General features: G+C 43.8%; 22 protein-coding genes and 1 tRNA gene. 4 read left to right on the forward strand and 19 right to left on the reverse strand.

Annotation, left to right across the window (positions count from 1 at the left end; translation table 11 throughout):
* The first annotated feature begins 38 nt into the window (after positions 1–38).
* Positions 39–437, forward strand: a complete 399-nt coding sequence (locus AACT18_RS01985; protein ID WP_064625499.1) for a hypothetical protein — start codon at positions 39–41, stop codon at positions 435–437.
* A 121-nt stretch (positions 438–558) separates the two neighbouring features.
* Here the strand turns inward: AACT18_RS01985 and fabV are convergent, their stop codons facing one another.
* The 3 genes from fabV to AACT18_RS02000 all read right to left on the reverse strand — a co-directional run bounded on the left by fabV (position 559) and on the right by AACT18_RS02000 (position 4903).
* Complete coding sequence (gene fabV / locus AACT18_RS01990) at positions 559–1761, reverse strand: enoyl-ACP reductase FabV (RefSeq protein ID WP_026028134.1); 1203 nt, start codon at positions 1759–1761, stop codon at positions 559–561.
* A gap of 177 nt (positions 1762–1938) precedes the next feature.
* The gene (locus AACT18_RS01995) at positions 1939–4221 is read right to left on the reverse strand and encodes an acyl-CoA dehydrogenase (protein WP_094143557.1); all 2283 of its coding nucleotides are present in this window, start codon (positions 4219–4221) and stop codon (positions 1939–1941) included.
* Between the two features lie 55 nt (positions 4222–4276).
* A complete protein-coding gene (locus AACT18_RS02000) occupies positions 4277–4903 on the reverse strand; it encodes a TetR/AcrR family transcriptional regulator (RefSeq protein WP_010319039.1) in 627 nt (208 codons plus the stop codon).
* A gap of 447 nt (positions 4904–5350) precedes the next feature.
* Here AACT18_RS02000 and AACT18_RS02005 point away from each other — a divergent pair, with 447 nt between their 5' ends.
* Complete coding sequence (locus AACT18_RS02005) at positions 5351–6244, forward strand: pyridoxal-phosphate dependent enzyme (RefSeq protein WP_094124599.1); 894 nt, start codon at positions 5351–5353, stop codon at positions 6242–6244.
* 28 nt (positions 6245–6272) lie between these two features.
* The gene (locus tag AACT18_RS02010) at positions 6273–6527 is read left to right on the forward strand and encodes a DUF1496 domain-containing protein (protein ID WP_017045216.1); all 255 of its coding nucleotides are present in this window, start codon (positions 6273–6275) and stop codon (positions 6525–6527) included.
* Between the two features lie 11 nt (positions 6528–6538).
* Here the strand turns inward: AACT18_RS02010 and AACT18_RS02015 are convergent, their stop codons facing one another.
* The 6 genes from AACT18_RS02015 to AACT18_RS02040 form a co-directional block, all read right to left on the reverse strand.
* Positions 6539–7990, reverse strand: a complete 1452-nt coding sequence (locus AACT18_RS02015) for an NAD-dependent succinate-semialdehyde dehydrogenase (RefSeq protein WP_441351394.1) — start codon at positions 7988–7990, stop codon at positions 6539–6541.
* A 151-nt stretch (positions 7991–8141) separates the two neighbouring features.
* On the reverse strand, positions 8142–9482 hold the full coding sequence (locus tag AACT18_RS02020; RefSeq protein WP_094144263.1) for a GGDEF domain-containing protein: 1341 nt from the start codon (positions 9480–9482) through the stop codon (positions 8142–8144).
* A complete protein-coding gene (locus AACT18_RS02025) occupies positions 9479–10513 on the reverse strand; it encodes an ABC transporter substrate-binding protein (protein WP_019280927.1) in 1035 nt (344 codons plus the stop codon). The genes AACT18_RS02020 and AACT18_RS02025 overlap by 4 nt, the downstream gene beginning before the upstream one ends.
* Before the next feature lie 188 nt (positions 10514–10701).
* Positions 10702–10789 (reverse strand) — tRNA-Ser (locus AACT18_RS02030).
* Between the two features lie 168 nt (positions 10790–10957).
* Entirely contained in the window at positions 10958–11407 is a 450-nt protein-coding gene (locus AACT18_RS02035; RefSeq protein WP_017042265.1) for an L-alanine exporter AlaE, read from the reverse strand.
* Positions 11408–11644: 237 nt separating this feature from the next.
* On the reverse strand, positions 11645–14068 hold the full coding sequence (locus tag AACT18_RS02040) for a hybrid sensor histidine kinase/response regulator (RefSeq protein ID WP_202599063.1): 2424 nt from the start codon (positions 14066–14068) through the stop codon (positions 11645–11647).
* 161 nt (positions 14069–14229) lie between these two features.
* Here AACT18_RS02040 and AACT18_RS02045 point away from each other — a divergent pair, with 161 nt between their 5' ends.
* Positions 14230–14811 (forward strand): UPF0149 family protein, encoded by a 582-nt coding sequence (locus tag AACT18_RS02045; RefSeq protein ID WP_017045210.1) that lies wholly within the window; start codon positions 14230–14232, stop codon positions 14809–14811.
* Positions 14812–14922: 111 nt separating this feature from the next.
* Here the strand turns inward: AACT18_RS02045 and nadA are convergent, their stop codons facing one another.
* The 10 genes from nadA to cydX form a co-directional block, all read right to left on the reverse strand.
* Positions 14923–15984 (reverse strand): quinolinate synthase NadA, encoded by a 1062-nt coding sequence (gene nadA, locus AACT18_RS02050; RefSeq protein ID WP_094125734.1) that lies wholly within the window; start codon positions 15982–15984, stop codon positions 14923–14925.
* Positions 15985–16118: 134 nt separating this feature from the next.
* Complete coding sequence (gene ybgF, locus AACT18_RS02055) at positions 16119–16895, reverse strand: tol-pal system protein YbgF (RefSeq protein WP_019280925.1); 777 nt, start codon at positions 16893–16895, stop codon at positions 16119–16121.
* Positions 16896–16910: 15 nt separating this feature from the next.
* Complete coding sequence (gene pal, locus AACT18_RS02060; protein ID WP_013856577.1) at positions 16911–17450, reverse strand: peptidoglycan-associated lipoprotein Pal; 540 nt, start codon at positions 17448–17450, stop codon at positions 16911–16913.
* 30 nt (positions 17451–17480) lie between these two features.
* Positions 17481–18818, reverse strand: a complete 1338-nt coding sequence (gene tolB / locus AACT18_RS02065) for a Tol-Pal system beta propeller repeat protein TolB (RefSeq protein WP_088718023.1) — start codon at positions 18816–18818, stop codon at positions 17481–17483.
* 27 nt (positions 18819–18845) lie between these two features.
* Positions 18846–19916, reverse strand: a complete 1071-nt coding sequence (gene tolA / locus AACT18_RS02070) for a cell envelope integrity protein TolA (protein WP_017048055.1) — start codon at positions 19914–19916, stop codon at positions 18846–18848.
* A 12-nt stretch (positions 19917–19928) separates the two neighbouring features.
* Positions 19929–20372 (reverse strand): protein TolR, encoded by a 444-nt coding sequence (gene tolR / locus AACT18_RS02075; protein ID WP_013856574.1) that lies wholly within the window; start codon positions 20370–20372, stop codon positions 19929–19931.
* Between the two features lie 3 nt (positions 20373–20375).
* Positions 20376–21059 carry a protein TolQ gene (tolQ, locus tag AACT18_RS02080; RefSeq protein WP_013856573.1) on the reverse strand — a complete coding sequence of 228 codons (684 nt, stop codon included), beginning with the start codon at positions 21057–21059 and terminating at the stop codon, positions 20376–20378.
* Positions 21049–21468, reverse strand: a complete 420-nt coding sequence (gene ybgC / locus AACT18_RS02085) for a tol-pal system-associated acyl-CoA thioesterase (RefSeq protein WP_020977736.1) — start codon at positions 21466–21468, stop codon at positions 21049–21051. The genes tolQ and ybgC overlap by 11 nt, the downstream gene beginning before the upstream one ends.
* Positions 21469–21647: 179 nt before the next feature.
* On the reverse strand, positions 21648–21950 hold the full coding sequence (gene ybgE / locus AACT18_RS02090; protein WP_013856571.1) for a cyd operon protein YbgE: 303 nt from the start codon (positions 21948–21950) through the stop codon (positions 21648–21650).
* Positions 21943–22050 carry a cytochrome bd-I oxidase subunit CydX gene (cydX, locus tag AACT18_RS02095; protein WP_000270284.1) on the reverse strand — a complete coding sequence of 36 codons (108 nt, stop codon included), beginning with the start codon at positions 22048–22050 and terminating at the stop codon, positions 21943–21945. The genes ybgE and cydX overlap by 8 nt, the downstream gene beginning before the upstream one ends.
* Positions 22051–22061: the final 11 nt, after the last annotated feature.

The following is a 22061-nucleotide window of genomic DNA, read 5'->3' on the forward strand; positions in this document are numbered from 1 at the left end:
ACTGTATACACATACAGCATGTATGAAAGGACAGTGTTATGCTTCAAGTAAATTTCGCTTCTCAACTATCAGCTCAGTACCCTTTGGCTAATGCCCATCGCTCAGTAAATACGATTGAACAAGCCATGATGTCAAAGCTTGCTAAGCTATCTCAGCACCAACAGCAGTGGATCTTATTCACCTCTGAATGTCCTCGACCACAGTATGAACAGTTTGCTTCTTTCAATATACATTGCGACAGAGTGATCCACATGAAACCCTCTCAAACGTTATCGGAATTAGAGATTGTGATGAAAGCTATCCGCTCCGGAAATGCCAGTGCGATAATCGCGTCAAATACTATTGAGCCTATCAACCAACACCTACTCAAGCAATTAGCGGCCGAGCACCACTGTGATGTGTTTTTTGTTGCAGGGAAACAGCAACCGTTCCATTGATCGAGAAAATGCTGTTGAGGGTGAATAATGCTGTATTACCCTCCATAACGGCAAAGGCCTAGCACTGTGGCTAGACCTTTGAGATTAGAACATCTTATTGTGTCACTGTGACACCAATGGATTAGATATCAATTACATCGAATGCCACTTCAGTATCGACATCGGCTTCGTAATCAACGCCATCAACACCAAAACCGAATAACTTCAAGAATTCTTCTTTGTATTCAACGTAATCCGTCAGCTCTTTTAGGTTTTCAGTAGTGATCTGTGGCCAAAGCTCACGGCAATGCTTTTGAATATCTTCACGCAGTTCCCAGTCATCCAGACGCAGACGATTTTGCTCATCTACTTCCGGCGCGCTACCGTCTTCTTTATAAAGACGTTGGCTAAACATGCGATAGATCTGTTCAATACATCCTTCATGTACACCTTGCTCACGCATTTTCTTAAACACCATTGCGATGTAAAGAGGCATAACAGGAATAGCTGAACTGGCTTGAGTAACAACCGATTTAAGAACGGCCACATTAGCCGTACCACCTAGTACAGAAAGCTGTTCATTCAGTGCCGATGCGGCGCGGTCTAAATCCATCTTCGCTTTACCTAGCGCACCATCCCAATAGATTGGCCAAGTTAGCTCAGTACCTATATAGCTATAAGCCACGGTTTTACACCCTTGGGCCAATACGCCAGCTTCAGCAAGTGCATGGATCCATAGCTCCCAATCTTGACCGCCCATAACCGTTACCGTGTCTGCAATTTCCTGCTCAGTTGCAGGTTCAACACTGGCTTCAATGATGATGTCTTTATTGGTATCAACCGCTGTCGCGGTGTATGTTTGGCCAATCGGTTTCAATGATGAGCGAATCAGTTCGCCAGTTTCAGGTAACTTACGCACTGGTGAAGCAAGCGAGTAAACCACCATATCAATTTGACCTAAGTCTTGTTTGATTAGCTCGATCGCTTTCTGTTTTGCTTGGTGAGAAAATGCATCACCATTTAGGCTTTTAGCATACAAACCCGCCTCGTGAGCAAGCTTGTCAAACGCGGCTGCGTTATAAAAACCGGCGGTGCCTGGTTTTTTATCCGTGCCCGGTTTTTCAAAGAAAACACCGATGGTCGCAGCACCTCCACCAAAAGCGGCGGTAATACGAGACGAAAGGCCGTAGCCACTGGATGAGCCTACAACAAGTACACGTTTCGGTGCATTTTTGATAGGGCCTTGTGCTTTGGTGTAAGCAATTTGTTCTTTTACATTAGCTTCACAACCCACAGGGTGCGTTGTCGTACAGATAAATCCACGAATTTTAGGTTTGATGATCATATTCAACTTCCTTCAAAAATCTCCGCTAGGATAAAAGTTTCGCTCGAAGATCTCACCCTATTTCTTTAAAAACAGGCAGAAATTGCAAGTGGTTGGATCTCTCGTGGCTCAAACAATCAGGGCACCCGACTAGGATGCCCTGATATATGGTCACACTTTTAGTAACGATATTCGCGACTAAGCAACATGATTAAGCTTTGGCTTTCCCGGCTTATTGGTCATCACCTCGCTCAAGTCATGGCTAAAGTGATCAACTTGAATCGCTTTATAACGCAGTTTGTCTGCTGCCAAAATTTGGTCTACTTCAGTTTGAGTCAACACATTTTCACTTAAGGCTTGAGCCAATCGCTCAGTCAGGGCACCTTTACGCGCAATTTTACCCTCTTTGGCTGCGCGGAACAGCTTGCGCTCAAGTGCACTGATACCATACATCGCCAAAAACGCTTTTTCCATCAAGCCAACGCTATCGTCTTCCTCTGGCCCAATGTAACAAAGATGAGTGAGACGATCTCGATGTGCTCCAGGAGTCATTAAGCTTTCCGCCAGTTTGACCGACAGCTCATCGCTAGGTTTGTCATAATGATTGCCCAAAGGGAAGACCAACACCTTAAGTAAGCGCCCAACCACTTTGCTGGGGAAGTTGCTGTACGCCTCTTGCAAAGATTTAGCCGCGTGGTACAAACAATATTGCACCGCGTAGTGCACGTAATCTAAATCAGTTTGTTGGCGGCCTTCATCTTCATACTTTTTCAAGGTCGCTGAAGCCATGTACAGATAACTCAAACCATCACCTAAACGCGCTGAAATCATCTCTTTACGTTTAAGATCGCCACCTAACGTCAACATAGCGAAATCGGCACTCACGGCAAGTGCTCGGCTAATGCGCGTTAACTGTTGGTAATACGCTTTTGTTGGGCCGCTCATCTGCGCTTTGACAAAGCGCGAACCCGTTAATGCAGCACCGAGCGCCCCAAAGGTATTTTTGGTCGCGTGGCTAATGTGCTTAAACAACAGCTTATCGAAATCTTTCGCGCCTTGCTCTGTATCAGGATTAGCCGCCGCTTCCATCTCTTTCAAAACATAAGGATGACAACGAGTGGCACCTTGGCCAAAGATCATCAAATTGCGAGTTAGGATATTGGCCCCTTCAACCGTAATTGCGACCGGGATACCGAGATAATGTGTTCCGAGGTAGTTCATTGGTCCATCTTGAATCGCTCGACCAGAGTGAATATCCATCGAATCATTTAAAATTGTGCGCGCAATTTCTGTCATATGGTATTTGGCAATGGCGGTCACTATACCCGGCTTTTCTTTCAAATCGAGCGAGGTTGTGGTTAAGGTTCGTGTCGCTTCAAGCAAATAAGTTAAGCCACCGATACGACCTAGCGCTTCAGCTACCCCTTCAAATTTACCAATCGACATGCCAAATTGCTTGCGCACATAAGCGTATGCACCTGTCGTACGCGAAGTTAAGTGACCAATCGCCGTACCAAGTGCGGGCAATGAAATACCACGCCCTGCCGACAAACATTCCACCAGCATGCGCCAGCCTTTACCCGCATAGTCAGCACCACCGATGAGCCAATCCATCGGGATGAAAACATCTTGACCACGCGTTGGGCCGTTCATAAACGCAAGGCCGAGTGGATCGTGTCGCTCGCCAATTTCCACGCCTTTGTGATTAGCAGGGATCAGCGCGCAGGTAATGCCGATATCGAGCTTATCGCCTAGAAGTTTTTCAGGATCACTGAGTTTGAAAGCTAGGCCTAGCACAGTTGCAACCGGAGCAAGCGTGATATAACGCTTATTCCAACTGAGTTTAATCCCAAGGACTTCTTTGCCCTCGTGCTTGCCGTAACACACCACGCCTTGATCAGGAATGCCGCCAGCATCGGAGCCTGCTTCTGGCCCGGTCAGCGCAAAACAAGGGATATCCGTACCGTCAGCTAAGCGAGGAAGCCAGTAGTCTTTCTGTTGTTGTGTACCGTAGTGAGAGAGAAGCTCTCCGGGGCCAAGCGAGTTTGGCACCATCACTGTAACAGCGGTACTGATACTGCGCGTCGCAATCCGTGACACTATGGTGGAGTTGGCGAGTGCGGAAAATTCACGACCACCGTAGGCCTTTGAAATAATCAAAGAGAAGAAACGCTCTTTACGCAGAAACCTCCACACTTCCGCTGGCAAGTCGCGATCTTCTTTCACGATTTTATGGTCATCTAACATAGACAGCAGCGTTTCCAATTCATTATCAATGAAAGATTGCTCTTCATCTGACAAGGTTGGTTTTGGGTAATGATGCAGCTTGGTAAAGTCTGGACGACCTGAAAACAGTTCACCATCCCACCAAACGCTGCCCGCTTCCATCGCCTCTTTTTCTGTCTCCGATAACGGAGGCAAAACTTGCTTAAACAGTTTAAAGGCGGGGTCGCTTATCCATTTTCTTCGTAGAGAGCTCATGATCAGATCCTTTTGTTCGCTTGGATTGTTACTTCTTATAATAGATTTAATTGGGTTAATCAGCCGCAACGCCGGCGGCTAAATAAGGAATAAGTAAGTCGACGACGGCTTTAGCATCCACTTGGTTGCCAAAATCACTTTCGGCAATCTCAGCCAATGCTTGGCTCGACGCCATGGTAAAAACACACGTGCCTAGCGTGAAGTGCAAACGCCAGAATAGAGTTTCAGGCGTCAGTTTTGGGTTCGCCTTCATCACTGACTGAGTGAACAGTGACAATACATCGCTGTAGCGTGTGGTGATAAACCAACGTAAATGACCTTGCACATCGGTATAGCCGCGACCAATCAACAACATAAAACGGCTGGTACCATTGGGCCTAACATCATTCAACGCACGTAATGGTGTACGCAATGACTCAAACACTTCCGACATTTGATATTCATCTTGGGAGTTTAACTCCTGTAGTGCTTGTTGAACGGCCGGCATAAATGCTTCTAAATAACGATTTAACACTGCACGCACTAACGTTTTCTTATCACCAAAATGGTAGTTAACCGAGGCTAGATTTACTCCAGCTTTGCTGGTGATAGCTCGTAACGATGTATCGTTGAAGCCATGTTCAGCAAACAATCCCTCTGCAACATCTAGGATTTTTTCTTTGGTACTACTTCTTGGTGCCATTTCAATCACTCGTATCAAACAGGTGTTTGAAATATACTATCGACACAATTGATTAACAAGCAATTAACATCACATTTTTGCGAAATGATCGGAGCTGAAGAGTAAAATAGAAGTAAGCTAATGAAAGATAAATATTTTAAAAATAAATTGAAAAAAATGGCTTTAAGATGGAACTGATTGTGAAATGCTCAGTCTCAATAAGTGTAGTTAGCAGAGCATTAAGAATTTTACAGGCCGTCAAATTTTTCTTCTTACTGTAACTACCGATATGCTGCTTTTTCTTATTAACTCCTATGTTTATTTGTATCCGCCCAGCGCCTTTTGCTCTGGGCTTTTTTTTGCCGCATGAGAGGCAAAGCAGTAACTGACGAGCGATAAAATCGGCCAACACTGCAATTTTTACTCAGGTCAGTATATACTACGGCCCTTTTCTGCTCGAAAATCATCATGAAACTGTCTGATACCCCTATAACGCAACATACTTTTGCCAGTAACCGCTTCTATTTAAAACGTGATGATCAACTTCACAGCCATTTTTCCGGAAATAAAGCGCGTAAGTTCATGGCGTTATTGGATAGCGATCTCCCCGGCATCAGCACTTTAATCAGCTATGGTTCGGCGCAGTCGAATGCTCTCTATTCTCTGGCGGCTCTTGCGCGCATTAAAGGGTGGAAATTTGAGTTTTATGTAGACCACATTCCAACGTGGCTACAACAAAGGCCGATTGGCAACTATCGTGGTGCACTGGATTTAGGAGCGCACATCATCGAAGTTAGCCCCATCAATATAATGCCACCCGAGCAGTATATTGATACGATCCGCCAGCCTGATGCTTCATGCTTAGTCGTACCGGAAGGCGGTCGCTCAAAGATGGCCGAAACGGGCATTAAGCAGTTGGCTCTAGAAATTCTCAACTGGATGAGAATGGAGACAAAAACGCAATTCGTCGTTGCGTTGCCCTCCGGGACAGGAACCACTGCGATCTACCTGCAAAAATATCTAAAACCGCACGGCATTGAGGTTCTGACCTGTGCTTGTGTAGGGGGAAATGACTACCTCATCCAACAATTTGACGAGCTTGAAGAGCGCCAGTACCCTACGATTATATCTACAGAGAAAAAGCATCACTTTGGACGATTGTACGAAGCCGATTATCGGATGTGGCAAAATCTACTTGAGCAGACTCATGTGGAATTTGATCTGTTGTATGACCCTATGATGTGGCAATGTTTGTTACCTTGGATGGAAGCTCATCCAGAAAAAACGGTGATTTATATTCATCAAGGTGGGTTACTGGGCAATGAAAGTATGCTGCCCCGCTATCAGCGGCAATTTGATTAACTACCTCACTATAAATAGGAGATACACCATGCTGAAGTACTGTGTTTGGTTATTATTGATTGCTCCTAGCTTTGGCTACACGAAAGTAATCAATACCGCTTCGTTACCGGTTGTGGTGGCTACAGAAGGTAAAGCTTTACAACGTGTTTGCTATTATAAGGACCAAGCTTATTCTATCGGTGCAGTGATTCAAGTCGGTGAGCTGTATATGATCTGCCAGGAGGCCAATGATTTTGAAACCAATGGCCCCTTAAGATGGGGGTTACTGACTCAACAAAAATAGTGAGAGGAAGGTTAGTTTAAGCCTCCCATTAGGGTGTATTTCACTTCCAAATATTCGTCTAGCCCCTGTTTTGCTCCCTCGCGGCCAAGACCTGACTCTTTGATGCCGCCAAACGGTGCGACTGTAGTTGATATCAAACCTTCGTTAATACCAACAATGCCGACTTCCAGTGCCTCACTCAATCGCCAAGCCCGAGCCAATGACTGCGTATAGCAGTATGCAGCTAATCCAGAATCCGTGTGGTTTGCACGTTCAATCACTTCCTCTTCGTGAGTGAAACGAAACAAAGGTGCAAGTGGGCCAAAGGTTTCTTCTTGAGCCACCAACATCTCTTCTGTCATCTCTGTTAATACGTGAGGCTCAAACAAGCGGCTACCGGCTTGAGGCAGAGTGCCATATTGCACTAGAGCGCCTTGCGCGGTGGCATCCGCAATATGTAATTTGACTTTAGCCACCGCCGCATCATTGATTAAAGGCCCCATTGTTACGCCTGATTCCAACCCATTTCCCACAATCAGCTTGCTGACTTTATCAACCAATTTTTTAACAAATTTATCGTACACGCCCTCTTGCACATAGATTCGATTGGCACAGACACAAGTTTGACCAGCGTTACGAAATTTCGCCACCATCACACCCTCTACGGCGGCATTAATGTCGGCATCCTCAAACACAATAAAAGGGGCATTACCACCCAGCTCGAGCGACAACTTTTTGATGTTGTGCGCGCACTGTGCCATTAATATTTTCCCCACTCCTGTCGAGCCAGTAAATGAGAGTTTGCGTACCACTTTGCTGCTGGTTAATTGCTGCCCGATTGCGATTGCCTCTCCAGTCACCACTTGCAATAAGCCAGCGGGAAGCCCAGCACGATGCGCCAATTCTGCCAAAGCAAGAGCAGTAAAAGGCGTATCTGGTGCTGGTTTGAGTACCACTGCGCACCCAGCCGCAATCGCTGGAGCACATTTACGAGTCACCATAGCCGCAGGGAAATTCCAAGGCGTGATCGCAGCAACCACACCAATAGGTTCTTTCGATACCAGTATTCTTGCATCCGCTTTATGACTCGGAACAAGCTCACCATAAGCTCGTTTTGCCTCTTCGGCATACCATTCGACAAAGCTGGCAGCATAGCTGATCTCGCCTTTCGCTTCCGCTAAAGGTTTGCCTTGCTCGTTGGTTAAAATCAGTGCCAGATCATCGCTGTGTTCAACAATCAATTCATACCAAGATCTAAGCACTCTCGCTTTGTCCGCCGCTGGCTGTTTTTTCCACAGTTTCTGCGCAAGCTCTGCACCCTCAATCGCTTGTTGGACTTGCGCACTATCTAGCTGCGGAACCGTTCCAATCAGAGTGCCGTCATAAGGGTTGTAAACGGTTGAGGTGAGCGAGTTGGATGCACAAACCCATTGACCATTGAGATAACATTGTTGTTTAAAAAGTTGAGGATCACGAAGCTGCATGACGATGCTCCTAGCGATAATATGGGGGGAGAAGCACAGGGTAAAAGGAAACTGAGTCAGGTTCAATTGATAAACGGTATTATTCAGGGATTGCGACTATCTACTCATGAATCAGCCTCGACCCAGCCGCTTCCTATGCAGAAAAATGGCGTTAACTCACCACGTCTTCCACTGTAAAAACTCCCCTTAAGGGATCAATGTTTTGACAATAAGTGTTACCAACCACCTCTTTCGCTTGATACATAGCCTCATCAGCTAATGCCATTAAATGGTGCATACTATTGGTTTGTAAGGGGAAGTAGCTGATACCGACACTAACACCAACGGTTAGGATTTGCCCTTCAAACTCAATGGGCAGCCCTAAGCATTTGATGATTTGCTTGACTTTCTCTGCGACAAAATCGTATTCATCAATCAGATCGAGGCACACTACAAATTCATCGCCTCCAAGCCTTGCCGAAAAATCAGATTGGCGGATACTGGCCTCTAAGCGAATCGCAATTTGCTTTAAAATTTCATCTCCCGCGCAGTGGCCTTGAGTGTCGTTGATGGTTTTGAAATTGTCCAAATCAATGAAAAGCAGCGCTAACTTCACCTTGGTCCTATTGGCTTTAATAATGGCGTTATCCAACAACTTTTCAAACGCTCGCCGATTAAGTAACCCCGTCAACGAATCATGTTCAGATAGAAACTGAAGCTGATCTTTTTGGATTTTTAACTCTGAGGTTTGTCGCTCAACCTCTAATTGCAATTCATCTTTTGTCACGGTTGTCGTTTTAAGTGAGACCTTCATATGGTTAAAAAAGTCAGCCAAAGCTACAAATTCAATATCCAGATTAACTGGTTCAATCTTGCTTTCAAGGTCACCATACGTCAAAGCTAGGATACCTTGTTTAATTGACGCAAACCCTCTTTTGAAACGTTTCAAAATCAACCACGCAATGCCACTCACTAAGATTGAAAAAAATAATATTTTCAGTGCACTCAACATCAAGGTCATTTGTTGACTCTCAATGCTTTTTGCTAAGACTGATTTTTGTAAGTAAAACAACTCTTCAGTCATATTTTGCACAAGCATATTGTAACGTGAATGTAACAGCCCTTTCGCGCTGATTAGAGAGTTGCTTTTTGCTTCAGCATCTTGATGAGTAAGCTTTTTTTCTTGTTGCAGTAAGACGGCAAGGCTAGTATTCATGCGTTGTAAGTTTTCGATATGTTTGCCCATCATCTTATGATTAAGCAGTCTCTTGGAGAGGCTTTGCTGAGCAATATCAACCTGGTCCAAACTTGATACATCAGAATACTGCAGGAAAATCCAAAGTTGGCTACGCAACAAATCCACACTCAATTGGATCTGCATAATATCTTCTAGATCTTTTTTTGTTTGCTCTTGTTCTTTAAGTAAGCCCCACAGAGAAAAAGTGATCAAAAGGATTAGAAATGCCGTGGATGCGAACAATAATGTCAATTTACGTACAATCGAACTGATCATTTTATCGATACCTTAGTACGTAGCACTTCCTCGATCGGCTTGGAAGCAAGCACTGTCCGAAAATCCGGCTTGTCGCCCGTAACCATACCAGCCTCAATCGCCCATCTTGCTTGAAGCTGTAAGTTAGATAAAAGTGCATTACCTAACGACAAACGAAATACATAATCATTCCAAGACCACTCGAGTTGGGGTAACGGAATATTTAAGGCCTGTGCAATCACCTCTCTTGATTGTTCAGGATTGAGGTTAATCCATTCATTAGCCTCTTTTAATGCACGTAATATTGCCACTATCTCGTCATGCGCCTCTTCGACGGTTGCTTTCATCGAAAGTAAATTAAACGACAAATGATAAATACCAGATAGCCCAAGGTTCAATACATCGGATGGTGCAGAGGTTTCAGTTTTATAACCGTAAGGTTCCCAAACAGAAATAGCATCAACTTGTGAGGAGAATAAAGAGTCATTTAGCGCTTCTGGTGGTAAATAGACTTTTTCAACAGCCATCTCTTTCAGGTCACTGGCAATCAACAATGAATCAAAGTAAAACTCACTGGCACTCGCCTTAACGATGCCTACTTTTTTACCTTCCAAATCACTCAGGTTAACAATGCCTAATCGCTCTAACGTGAGCAGCTTTAAATCGTTATCTGACTCAACAAAACTGGTTAATAGTGCAAAATCATTACGCTGGAAAAGCTTAAACATAACCACCGACTCAGAGGCAGTCGCATAGTCTACATTCCCACTAAACAAAGCTTGAGAACAGGCCACACCTCCAGAACAGGGCACTAGTTCGACATTCACCCCTTGTTGTTCAAAAAAACCCAAACTGTCGGCAATAATGAAGGAGGAAGAGAGTGGCGTTTGCGAAACCGCTATTCTTACGGCTTTACGCTCTTCAACACGGCTAGCATCATAAAAATGACCAAGTTGCCTATTAAAAATAGCAATAGTGACTACCAATACAACAATAGCCACTGCAACTTTATGAAAGGTCTGAGCTTTGTGCTTTTTCGTAACCATAGCCAATAAGTGAAATTAGTTTTATATATGACAGTTTAGCTCTGAATTGGGATTATTTTTGAGTGAATGGCTATTTAATAACTTTTAGCAGGGGATGCATTGAGATTGTTTAGATTAAACAGTGAGTTAAGCTTGAGTTGACATGGTATTTTACGCACAAAAAAACCGTAGACGATCGCCTACGGTTTAGAATATGGCGGTGAGCAAGAGATTCGAACTCTCGATACGTTGCCGTATACACACTTTCCAGGCGTGCTCCTTAAGCCACTCGGACAACTCACCAAATTATATTGTGGTTAGCGCATTTGGCTAACGAGGCGCTAATTTAATGATTCTATAGGATTAGGTCAAGCCAAAATAATAAAAAAGCCCACCACTTTGGTTCGTTTGACTACTTATTGACTTATTTGATGAAATTCAATACAAGCCTTTCTTCAGTGAGTGTCACGGTTAGGCGCTACGATGATAGCCCGGGACACGGAACCAACGGCGGCACATATCTAAAAAATAGCCATAGAGAACGCCCATTCCACACGACACAATGGCATTGCTTGATACTGCGGTTATGATCTGCTCTGTAGATGCGCCTACAGCCCATAGAATGGCGGCATAGACAGGAGATTGAAATAGAACGTAAGCAACCAAATCCGAGACATTCTTCATTAAGCCAGTCTCAGACCATTGACGTCCCTGGCGCAGAATAAAGTCACGAAATACGCCATAAGGCCATGCTATTGCGATATTAACTGGGATAGACAGTGTACGTGATGCTAGCGACTGTTCGAAGGTCATTCCAGAGATGAAAATTTCAATGATCATGCCTGATATAAAACAAAAAACAACCATTGCAAATGTGTCCGCCGCAGCATGACGAATACAAAATGGGCCACGAGCTTTCATTACTTCCCTCTACACAATAGATATAACTATTAAATATGCCAATCAGCAATACAGATACCTAGAAAATAACAACAAGCTAGATAATGAGGGAATTAGAACACATATTTTGTAGATTTAGTGACCAATTTTAATTAACTTAGGTAAATTTATAACCAATTTTGAATCGGAAACTAGAATCTAACGCTATTATTTAAATTCCTGTTACAACGCATTCTTACTAAATCTCAAAATGGTTATTTAATTACAAAAATCGGAAAGCAATACCGTTAGCAAATCGACTTGCTGCTGTGTAGGTAACTGGTGTTTTTCTAAGCTTGTTTGGGTGTCGATTAACACTTGATGAATATGAGTGTTTTCAATCTCCGGCAACTGCTGTATCAAACGTTGAATCATGGCTAATGCAAGTTCTATGTTTTGATCTTCCACGGCCATATAAAACGTCACCAATGATTCCTCGGCTGAGCCTATCTTTAGCGGCATAGAGGACTCTGGATGATATTGATACAGTTTTTCGACAAATTGGAAAAGAGCATCATCTAATTCATTGTCATCAATGGGTTTGGTGACAATATAATCAGCGCCGGCCGACAACATTCGCTCACGAGTTTCTTTGAAAACATCAGCAGTACAACCAAAAATGAGCACATTACGTTGCTCCCCAACTAAGATCCGAATCGCAGACACCGCTTCTACGCCATCCATTACGGGCATATGGTTATCCATCAATATCAGGTCATAATTCCCGCCAACAACCGCTTGAATTGCCAATTCACCATTCTCAACACAATCGCATGTAAACCCTTTATTCTTCATAAAGGTTTCGATGATGATAGAGTTGGTCCGGTTATCTTCCACAATGAGAGCTTTCAGTCCTTGGTAATTAAGCTTGCGACGTGGCTTGACTTCAATGGTCCCGGGCGTCGTTGTTTCTATCGCTAGCATAACGTGAAAACTGGTACCAATCCCTAACTCACTGGTTACCGTGACTGTCCCATCCATTAGCTCTACAATTTGTTTTACAATCGCTAAGCCCAACCCCGTTCCACCAAAACGCCTTGTCGTCGATGATTCAGCTTGTTCAAATGGGCGGAATATTTTTTCCTGAGCCTCTTTTGCTATACCTATCCCCGAATCCCGTATCCGAATAGAAAGATACCGTTTATCTTCCATCTGCTGCTCTTTTAGAGTCACTTCGACAAAGCCGTGAGAGGTAAACTTGACCGCATTATTCAGTAAATTAAACAGAATCTGTCTCAATCGTGCTTTATCTGAGTAATACCAGCGATCGTGAACAATATCGCTGTAAATCCTAAACTGCAGTCCTTTTTCATTGCATAAGGTATGGTAAACACTGTTAATACTACCAATCAGTGAATCCAAGGGGAAACGGGTGTTATCAAGTTCTAATCGCCCTTGTTCAATCTTGGAGAAATCGAGAATTTCGTTAAGCAGCACCATCATGTGCTCGCCAGACTCATACAGACTATTAAGGTGTTGCCTCTGTTCTGGGGAAAGCTCTGTTTTCAATAAGATTTGCGCGGTTCCTAAAACACCATTCATTGGAGTTCTGATTTCGTGTGACAGAGTTGCTAAGAAGGCACTTTTGGCTTGAGTGGAAGCTTGAGCTTTCACTTTTTCCGCTTCAAGATAAACGGTTTTTTGGTTAAATGAATCGATAAGCTGGCGGATCTCATCTTGGCTTCGATACGGCATATCGATAATACCGCCTTGTTTAGAATCACTCACTTTTTTGGCTATGATGGTAATCGGTTTGATCACATATTGATTGATCAAGTAATAACCGATCATAACGCAAACTAAAAGGATTGGAATGATACTCCGTTCGACATTCATCACCAGATCAAACACTTCGTCATTCACTAACCGATGGGCATTAATAACATCAACTCGCCATTCAAAATCACCAAAACCGAAATGACTTACGTTAGCTTCTTCACGTATCATAAAATTATGTTCAGTGATCAGGGAGCCCCCCGAATCACTTAAGGATACGCCAAGGTTATAAAGCTCCGCTTGACTGGCAATAAATGTGGCTAACCCCGCCAATGACAGATCGACTGTTGCTACTCCAGCAAATTCACCGTTAACGTAATAGGGCGATGAAGCCGTGATCATCTGAACGTGCGTATAGGCATCAACATAGACTTCTGACCATACCACACTACCGACAGGCTTCTCTTTTACTGCGTTGTACCACTCTTCGTTATCGTAACCATGCGCTTCTTGATTGTTCCAAGAATGCAATTTGTCGACTTGACCGTCAGCGGCTCGATTATAAAATAGGCTACTGTATCGCTGCGATGCATTAATGCTGTAGGGTTTCGGCCATAGCCCACCACTGACGACAACATCATCAAGTATAGTGAACAGCGAAGAGAGTATTCTGTCTTGCTCAGCTTGGTTGGTTGCAGCTTGCCCAAGGCTCACAATGCTTTGGAGCACACCAATAGAACGGTTGAGAGGTTCGCGAATTTGGGCTGATAACACTTCTGCACGAAGATCTAAATTCTGTTTTAATTCAGCTCGTAGTGGCGCTTCGACAACCCAATAAGTAACGGTACCTGTGATCGCAATAAAAAAGCAGAGATAAAAAGAAAGGGCGATAATGCTCTTCTTCTTCAATGAAATAGGTGCTCTCATAAATCCTTTCAATTTTTTCTTTTGTGCAAATTATAGTGAACAATCTTAGCGAGCAATATGTTGATTGTTGTAAAACCTCACTAAAGCCAACAAATTATCAGCAAAATTCGCACATTGTATCGCTTTAACGTTAAAATGGCTGCAAATACACTCGGCAACTGATGGGATCTGCTGTGAATTTACAAGAACTCCTTACCCAACCCGAACTAGAAGATAAATTGCTTAATGAGGCCAAAACTCAAGGTTTTGTCGCATCCATGGCGTCAGCGCCTAACTTGCTCCCGCCAGAGGAATGGCTCCCTTTTCTATGGGGGGGAGAAGAGATCGCGCCATTTAGCGAAGGCAAACAGCTAGAAACCTATTTCCAACTGATCGTTGAAATGTGGAATGACTATCGCCCTGCTTTGCTCGAAAATCAATGGAGCTGGCCTACTGGTTGCTCACTCGATGAACAAGAAATAGTAACTGAACATGTCCGTGATTTTTGTGAAGGTTTTCTTCAAGGTTGGCAACTTACGCGTGATGATTGGGAAACGTTAATGCCTGAAGATAGCCAAGACAATGCGCTACTTGGGGGCGTGCTCCTTTCGCTGAGTATGCTTTATGATCCGGAGACGTCCTTGGCAACACTTTCTCAACAAGGTATGCAAGGACTCGACCAGTTTGAAGAAATCTATCAGGCCATACCAGTGATGTTGTGTGGCTTAACGCAACGCGGCGCTCAGTTGGCACTAGAGCAATAACTTTGTTTTTGAATAGTTTTATTTTCGAATAACGTTAATTTCAAATCAATTTGCTTGCGATAAAAAGGCTCTGAATAAGAGCCTTTTTTCATCCACTACCGCCGAAAGGAATTAGGCATTCCCTTTGACTTGCAAATTTAACTGTTCAGCAAAATCCAACATACGGTTTAATGGGATGAGTGATTTCACTCTCACGGCTTCATCGACGAAAATTTCGTGATCTTTACCGCCTTCCATAAGAGCTGACTCAATCGCTCGAAGACCATTCATCGCCATCCAAGGACAATGCGCGCAGCTTCGGCATGTTGCCCCGGCCCCTGCCGTCGGTGCTTCAATCAATTCTTTCTCAGGGACTAACTGCTGCATCTTAAAAAAGATGCCTTTATCGGTCGCCACAATCATTTTATGTTGAGGTAAGGATTTTGCTGCCTTAATCAACTGGCTTGTAGAGCCTACAGCATCCGCAAGTTCTACCACACTGGCTGGTGATTCTGGATGCACAAGGATGGCTGCATCAGGATACAGTACTTTCATCTTACGCAATGCATCGGCAGAGAACTCGTCGTGTACTACGCATTCACCTTGCCAGAGCAACATCTTTGCGCCCGTTTTTTTCTCGATGTATGAGCCTAAATGGCGATCTGGCCCCCAAATTATGGGTTTATCTTCCGCATCTAAGTGCTCAACAATATCAAGTGCAATGCTCGATGTAACCACCCAATCGGCACGAGCTTTGACCGCCGCCGATGTGTTTGCATACACAACAACGGTATGATCTGGGTGTGCATCACAAAATTCTGTGAATTTATCGGCAGGACACCCCAGATCCAAAGAGCATTCTGCTTTTAAGGTTGGCATTAAAATGCGTTTTTCAGGGGTTAAGATTTTTGCTGATTCGCCCATAAATCGCACACCAGCGATGATCAATGTACTGGCAGGATGGCGATTACCAAACTTGGCCATCTCTAATGAATCACCAACAAAACCGCCGGTTTCTTCAGCGAGAGCTTGAATTTCAGGATCGGTATAGTAATGCGCAATTAATACAGCATCTTTTTCTTTTAAGAGTTGTTTGATACTTGCTGTATAGGCTTGTTTTTGCTCAACCGTTAGTGGAATGGGCTTTGGCGGAAATGGATAAATAGTTTCAATCGTATCTAATATGTGGCTCATTGCTCTTGCTCTACGCAACTTCCAAGAATCCGAGCATTGTACACCGCACCTAACGAAGGATCAAAAGCGATTCATAAAATAGTGCCGTCGAAGAAAGAGGCCACAAGGCCTCTTTTTATTAACTCAAATTGTTATCAATTCAAATTCTCTTTAGCAACCTTGGCAGACGCACTTGTAGGGTATTCATCCACAACTTGCTGATAATACTTATTTGCTTGCGCAGTATTATTATTGCGCTTGGCAATATCACCTAACTTAACCAGCGCATCAGCACGTTTATTGGAGTCACTGTAAGTGAGCACGGCGGCAAAACTTTGCGTCGCTTCTTTATCCTGCTTTTTTGCAAAATAGAGCTGCCCTAACCAGTAATGGGCATTAGACGCAAAATTAGAATCTGGATAATCTTTTTGAAACTGTTGAAACGCTGCAATAGCACCACTGTAATCCCTTTTCTTCAGGATTAAATCAACCGCATTCTGATAGGCAGTTTGTTCATCAACATTGCTGCTAAACGTTCCTGCAATATCAGTGTCCGTTGTCGGCTGTGACGAACTTGCGGTTGTATTCTTCATTTCGCCACGTACGCGATCTAACTCGATAAAGAGTTCACGCTGACGCTGCAACATTTGCTGCATATCGTAGCTATTACGCTCTAACTGGCCACGTAGTTCGCTGATTTCAAGTGCCATATCATCGAGCTGCTGCTGCATTTTGAGTTGAACGCTATTACGGTTTTCAAGCAGACGTTCAAGACGTTGTACATTAGATTCAGATGATGATTGTTGAGCACGAGATGTGCTTGCTGAAGAGCTATTGCTAAGATCGGATACTGGAGCTGGTGCAGCGAGTACTTGACCCGCTGCACTTGCCAGTAACGTAAGCGTTACAATTCGCTTTAAGTTACTGAACATGAGGCGATTCCTCGATTAGTATACGAGAACCGCGCGGCGGTTCTTCGCATACACTTCTTCAGATTGACCAAGAAGAAGTGGCTTCTCTTCGCCATAGCTAACGATCGAGATTTGGTCAGCTTGTACACCTAGCGCTTGTAGATATTTCGCTACAGCTTGTGCACGACGCTCACCTAGCGCGATGTTATATTCAGGCGTACCACGTTCGTCAGCATGGCCTTCAATAGTAACTTTCATTGCTGAATTTTTGCTTAGGTAAGCTGCGTGTGCAGCAAGCATATCTTCGTAATCACCAGCAATTGTCGCGTTATCAAATGCGAAATAAATGGTTTGAGTTTCACGAAGAGCTTGTTCCTTTAGCTCTTGTTCAGAGAGTTGGCCATTCGCATCAATTGGAGAAACTACAGTTGTATCAACGCTGTTTGCTGAACCTGAAGTAGACTGGTTAGTTTGAGTACCAGAAGCGTTTGTCGCTTCATCGCTTGAACTACATGCAGTTACTGCAAGTACTGGTAGCGCAATCAGTAGCCCTTTAAGAACTTTATTAAGTTGCATTTTTTTTCCTTACTTTTTGATACTTACTTGCTATAAAAACGGAGACCACGCAGGAGCCCTAACGCGACCATTTGTTGCCGGTAATCTAGCTTTGAAACGCCCATCTATAGACACCATCGAAAGTACATTCGCTTTGTTATAAATAGAACTGTATATGACCATACCACCATTGGGTGCAATACTTGGAGACTCATCGAGCAAAGTCTTTGTTAGAATTTGCACTGAACCAGTTTCCAAATCTTGTTTCGCCAGATTAAAACCCGAATTACTTCGGTTTACCATGACAAGGAATCGACCATCAGGCGTTATTTGTCCACCTAAATTCTGGCTGCCTTGCCATGTCAGACGATTGGTAGAACCGTCTGATAAATTTACTTGATATATCTGTGGTTTACCACCCCGATCCGAAGTAAATATTAGCGATTTACCATCAGGATGCCAGAACGGTTCTGTATTATTTGATCTGCCACTCGTTATTTGTTTCAGCTTCTTGGTTGCCAAGTCCAGAGTATAAACCTGTAAGCTGCCCGTTTTAGACAACACCAAAGCAAGGGTTTTCCCATCTGGCGAGAACCTCGGTGCCCCATTATGGCGTGGGTACGAGGTCACTTTCTCTCTTTCACCAGTATAAATATTCATGATGAATATTTCCGCTTGGCCGTTTTGGAAGCTCACATACGCCAGTTGCTTACCATCAGGTGACCAAGTCGGTGACATCAAAGGCTGTTTTGAACGAAGTACTAAACGTTCATTGTAACCGTCATAGTCAGCAACCCTTAGCTGGTAAGGATATTGTTCATCGTCGTTGACCACCACGTAGGCAATACGAGTGAGAAACGCACCCTTATCACCCGTGAGTTCTTGATAGACCAAATCTGAAATTCGATGCGCATACTCACGCATTCGGTTTGCTGGTACGGTGGCAACTTTATTGAATAAAACATGATCTTTAGAAAGCACCAACTGTCCATCGTTACTTAATGCTTTGCTTTGGCCTTGTGTCAGTTGACCACGCACTACATCTACCAATTGGTAATTGATGACATAGTTACCTTCTGCATTTTGCGTAATGCTACCTGTGAGCAAAGCATCAACACCAATACTGGTCCAAGCATCAAACTTCACATCGGTTTCATTGTAAGGCGTTTGTGGCATTTTGCTGGTCGCAATCGGGCTGAATTTACCACTACGTTGCAAATCTGACGCGATCACCGCAGAGACATCCTGCGGTAATTTTGTTTTGCCTTCCCACTTAAACGGTACGATAGCAATCGGCCTTGCTGAATTAATGCCGTCGGTGATCACAAGCTCCAATGCGGCGTTGGCGAGCTGTACACTACTTGCGATGACAAGTAAGCATCCTAACATCAATCGCTTTAACACAAGCTTTTCCTTTTAATTTGGTTCTACAGTTAAATTAATGTTTTTCAATTGATTGACTACATCAAGATCATCTTTGGGCAGCGGAAACGTCCCCACCTGCGCCACAGCACGTTTTGTCGCCGCGCATAACCTTGAGTCACCATCAATAATGCTTAGATTACCGACTATTGCTCCAGTTCCCGTTGGAATGAGCCGTAGGTTCACTTTGCACTGTTTACTTTTAAAACTGTCTTCAATCAGCAAATTTTGTTGAATGAGCTGCGTATAGATTGCTCCATACCGCTGAGCTTCGTTCATTACAAATTGGGAACGAGCTGAGCTATTTTGCTCTGCTTCTGTTTCTAACCCAGAAAAAATGTTATTCAGCGCCGCTTCTTGTTCTTTGCGTTCACGCTCCAATCTCTCTAGACGTGCTTTCTCTTTTTTTGCATTTTCGGCCGCTTTCTTCGCCTCTTGTTCTTTGGCTATTCGCTCTTTCTCGGCTCGCTCTGCTGCTTCTCGCTCTTTACGAGCTTTCTCTTTAGCTTGTTCTGCCTCTTTTTCACGGGCAATGCGTTCTTTTTCCGCTTTCGCAATTTCAGCCTCTTTAGCGATGCGCTCCTGTTCTGCTTTTTTTACCGCTTCTTCTTTTATCTTACGTTCCGTTTCCGCTTTTACCGCTCGCTCTTTTTCTTTACGAGCTCGTTCTTCTGCCACTTTACGCTCTTGTTCTTTTTCGGCACGTTGCTTTTCAGCTTCTCTGGCCGCTTTCGCTTCCTGAGCTTGTTGTTCTTTTAGTTGGCGAATATTCTCTTCTTCCGCCTTGCGGTTTTTTTCCAACTGCTCACTTTCGCGGCGTAACTTATCCAGCCGATCCTGCTCTTTTTTGGCAGCAGCTTCACGCTGGTTACGAATTTGCTGGGCTTGTTTTTGTACCAATTGTGGATCAATCACCACAGCTTGAACCATCTGCCCTGCAGGCTCGGGCTTAGTTAGGCTAAAATCCGAACCCCATAACAAAGCAATGATCAACACTATATGCAAAACAGCCGAGATAATGATGGGCTTTTTGTAATCACTTTTTTTGGATTTATGATCTTTCATGAACAGTACAAACTATCCTTTAATTTCGGTTAGCAGACCTACTTTTGAAATGCCCGCACGATTCAATTCATCCAGAACCAGTATCACTTCTGCATAAGGCGTTGCAGCATCACCGCCAACCGCAACCGGTGAATCCGGTTTCAACGACAGCTCTGCTTTGACTCTAATGATGACATCTTGCAGCGAAAGACCCCGCTCGACTTCCTCATTATTTACGCTCAACCCGAGACGACCTTCTTTATCTATTTCCACGATGATAAAACTACTATCACTATCACCTTTCAGCTCAGCCGCTGACTTTGAAGTGGTGGTTTTAGGAAGCTCGACGTCAACGCCTTGAGTGACAAACGGTGATGTCACCATAAAAATAATCAGCAACACGAGCATAACGTCGATATAAGGGACAACGTTAATCTCAGCTGTCAACTTGCGCTTTTTACGCTGGTAACCCACCATCGTCTATTCCCTACCAGCCATCGCTTGGCGGTGAAGAATGCTATGAAATTCTTCAGAAAAGGTGGCGTAATTATGCTCTAATTTGCTGACTTTATTGCTCAACCTGTTGTAAGCCATCACCGCAGGAATAGCCGCAAATAAACCCATGGCGGTCGCAATCAGCGCCTCTGCAATACCAGGAGCCACCATTGCTAACGTCGCTTGCTTCACCGCACCTAACGCAATAAATGAGTGCATTATTCCCCATACCGTACCAAATAATCCAATGTATGGGCTGATAGAACCCACGGTCGCTAGAAATGGCAGACTGGTCTCTAACTCGTCCACTTCCCTTGCGACAGCAACTCGCATCGCACGTCCCGTCCCTTCCATGATGAAATCAGGTGAAGTGGCGTTAGTCTTGCGTAAACGTGCAAATTCGGTAAAGCCAGAGTAAAAAATCTCTTCTGTACCCAAAAGTTCATCTTTACGCTTTTTGACATCTTGATAAATAACGGATAAGTCAGTACCAGACCAAAATTTGTCTTCGAAAGCATCAGCGTTCTTTTCTGCTTGGGAAAGGACTTTACTACGTTTGATGATCATCGCCCACGAAACGATAGACATCCCCAAAAGGATTAGCATCACCATCTTGACCAATAAGCTAGCTTGCAAAAACAGATCGAGAATTGAGATATCAGCAGTCACTATGGGTTAACTCCAAAATTATTGATTGAGGCATCGCTTTTGGCCTCATGTTCTGATTGTCGATGCATGCTACCTTAACTATTGCTTTACACAATACTTTACCTTCAGGATTGACGAGCTCCTGACAGAAGATCAGTGAGGCTTTTTTCAATGCCGAAATCACAGTATTTATCGTCAGCATATCGTCTAAACGTGCAGCTTGTAGAAAATCGATGTCAACGTGCCTGACCACAAAACCAATGTTCTGCTGCAAAAACGTCTGCTGAGACACTCCAACTGCGCGTAACATTTCAGTTCGGGCTCGTTCAAAGAATTTAAGATAGTTTGAGTGATAGACGACACCACCAGCATCCGTATCTTCATAGTAAATCGTTACAGGCCAATGAAAGGCTGAGGCTGTATTTTGCACAAAGGTTCCAACACATATACAGATTTAGGCGGATACTATAACGCAACTCATTGACGTTAGTACAAGCATTGAGTGGACTTTTACAAAACTTGAAACAAAAAATTAGTGCTGTCTCAAAGAGGCAGCACTAATGTGGGTCGTTAATCAACCTTCGACAGGTTATTCATACACAGTAAATATCAAACTAGTCGAATAATCGTTAGGTAAATTAAGATCGATAATGAAATGTAGGGGCTAAACAATAATTGCCAAAACCATTTGCGTGGTCTAAAGCCAACACCAAAAACCATACTTGCACACAGCGCCCATATCATGAGTGGTGAAATAACCGCGTTAAAACCACCAATGCTCTGAGAATACAGCTCGGGATCCCACATAATCATGGCGATATGATAAAAACCAAGCAAGAGCGATAAGACTCTGAGCAGAGTCTTATCAACCAGTTTATGGTACTCAGTGACTTGCATTGCAAGTTTACTCACTGTCTTTGTCCATCATTTCAGAATGCTCTAACCAAAGAGCGTTGATGATGCCAAATGCACAAGCTAAAAGCACGCCTAGAATCCATGCGAAATACCACATATCTATGCTCC

Origin of the sequence: Vibrio sp. V04_P4A5T148 (assembly GCF_963875605.1) — a bacterium.
In the GTDB taxonomy this organism is placed as follows: domain Bacteria; phylum Pseudomonadota; class Gammaproteobacteria; order Enterobacterales; family Vibrionaceae; genus Vibrio; species Vibrio anguillarum.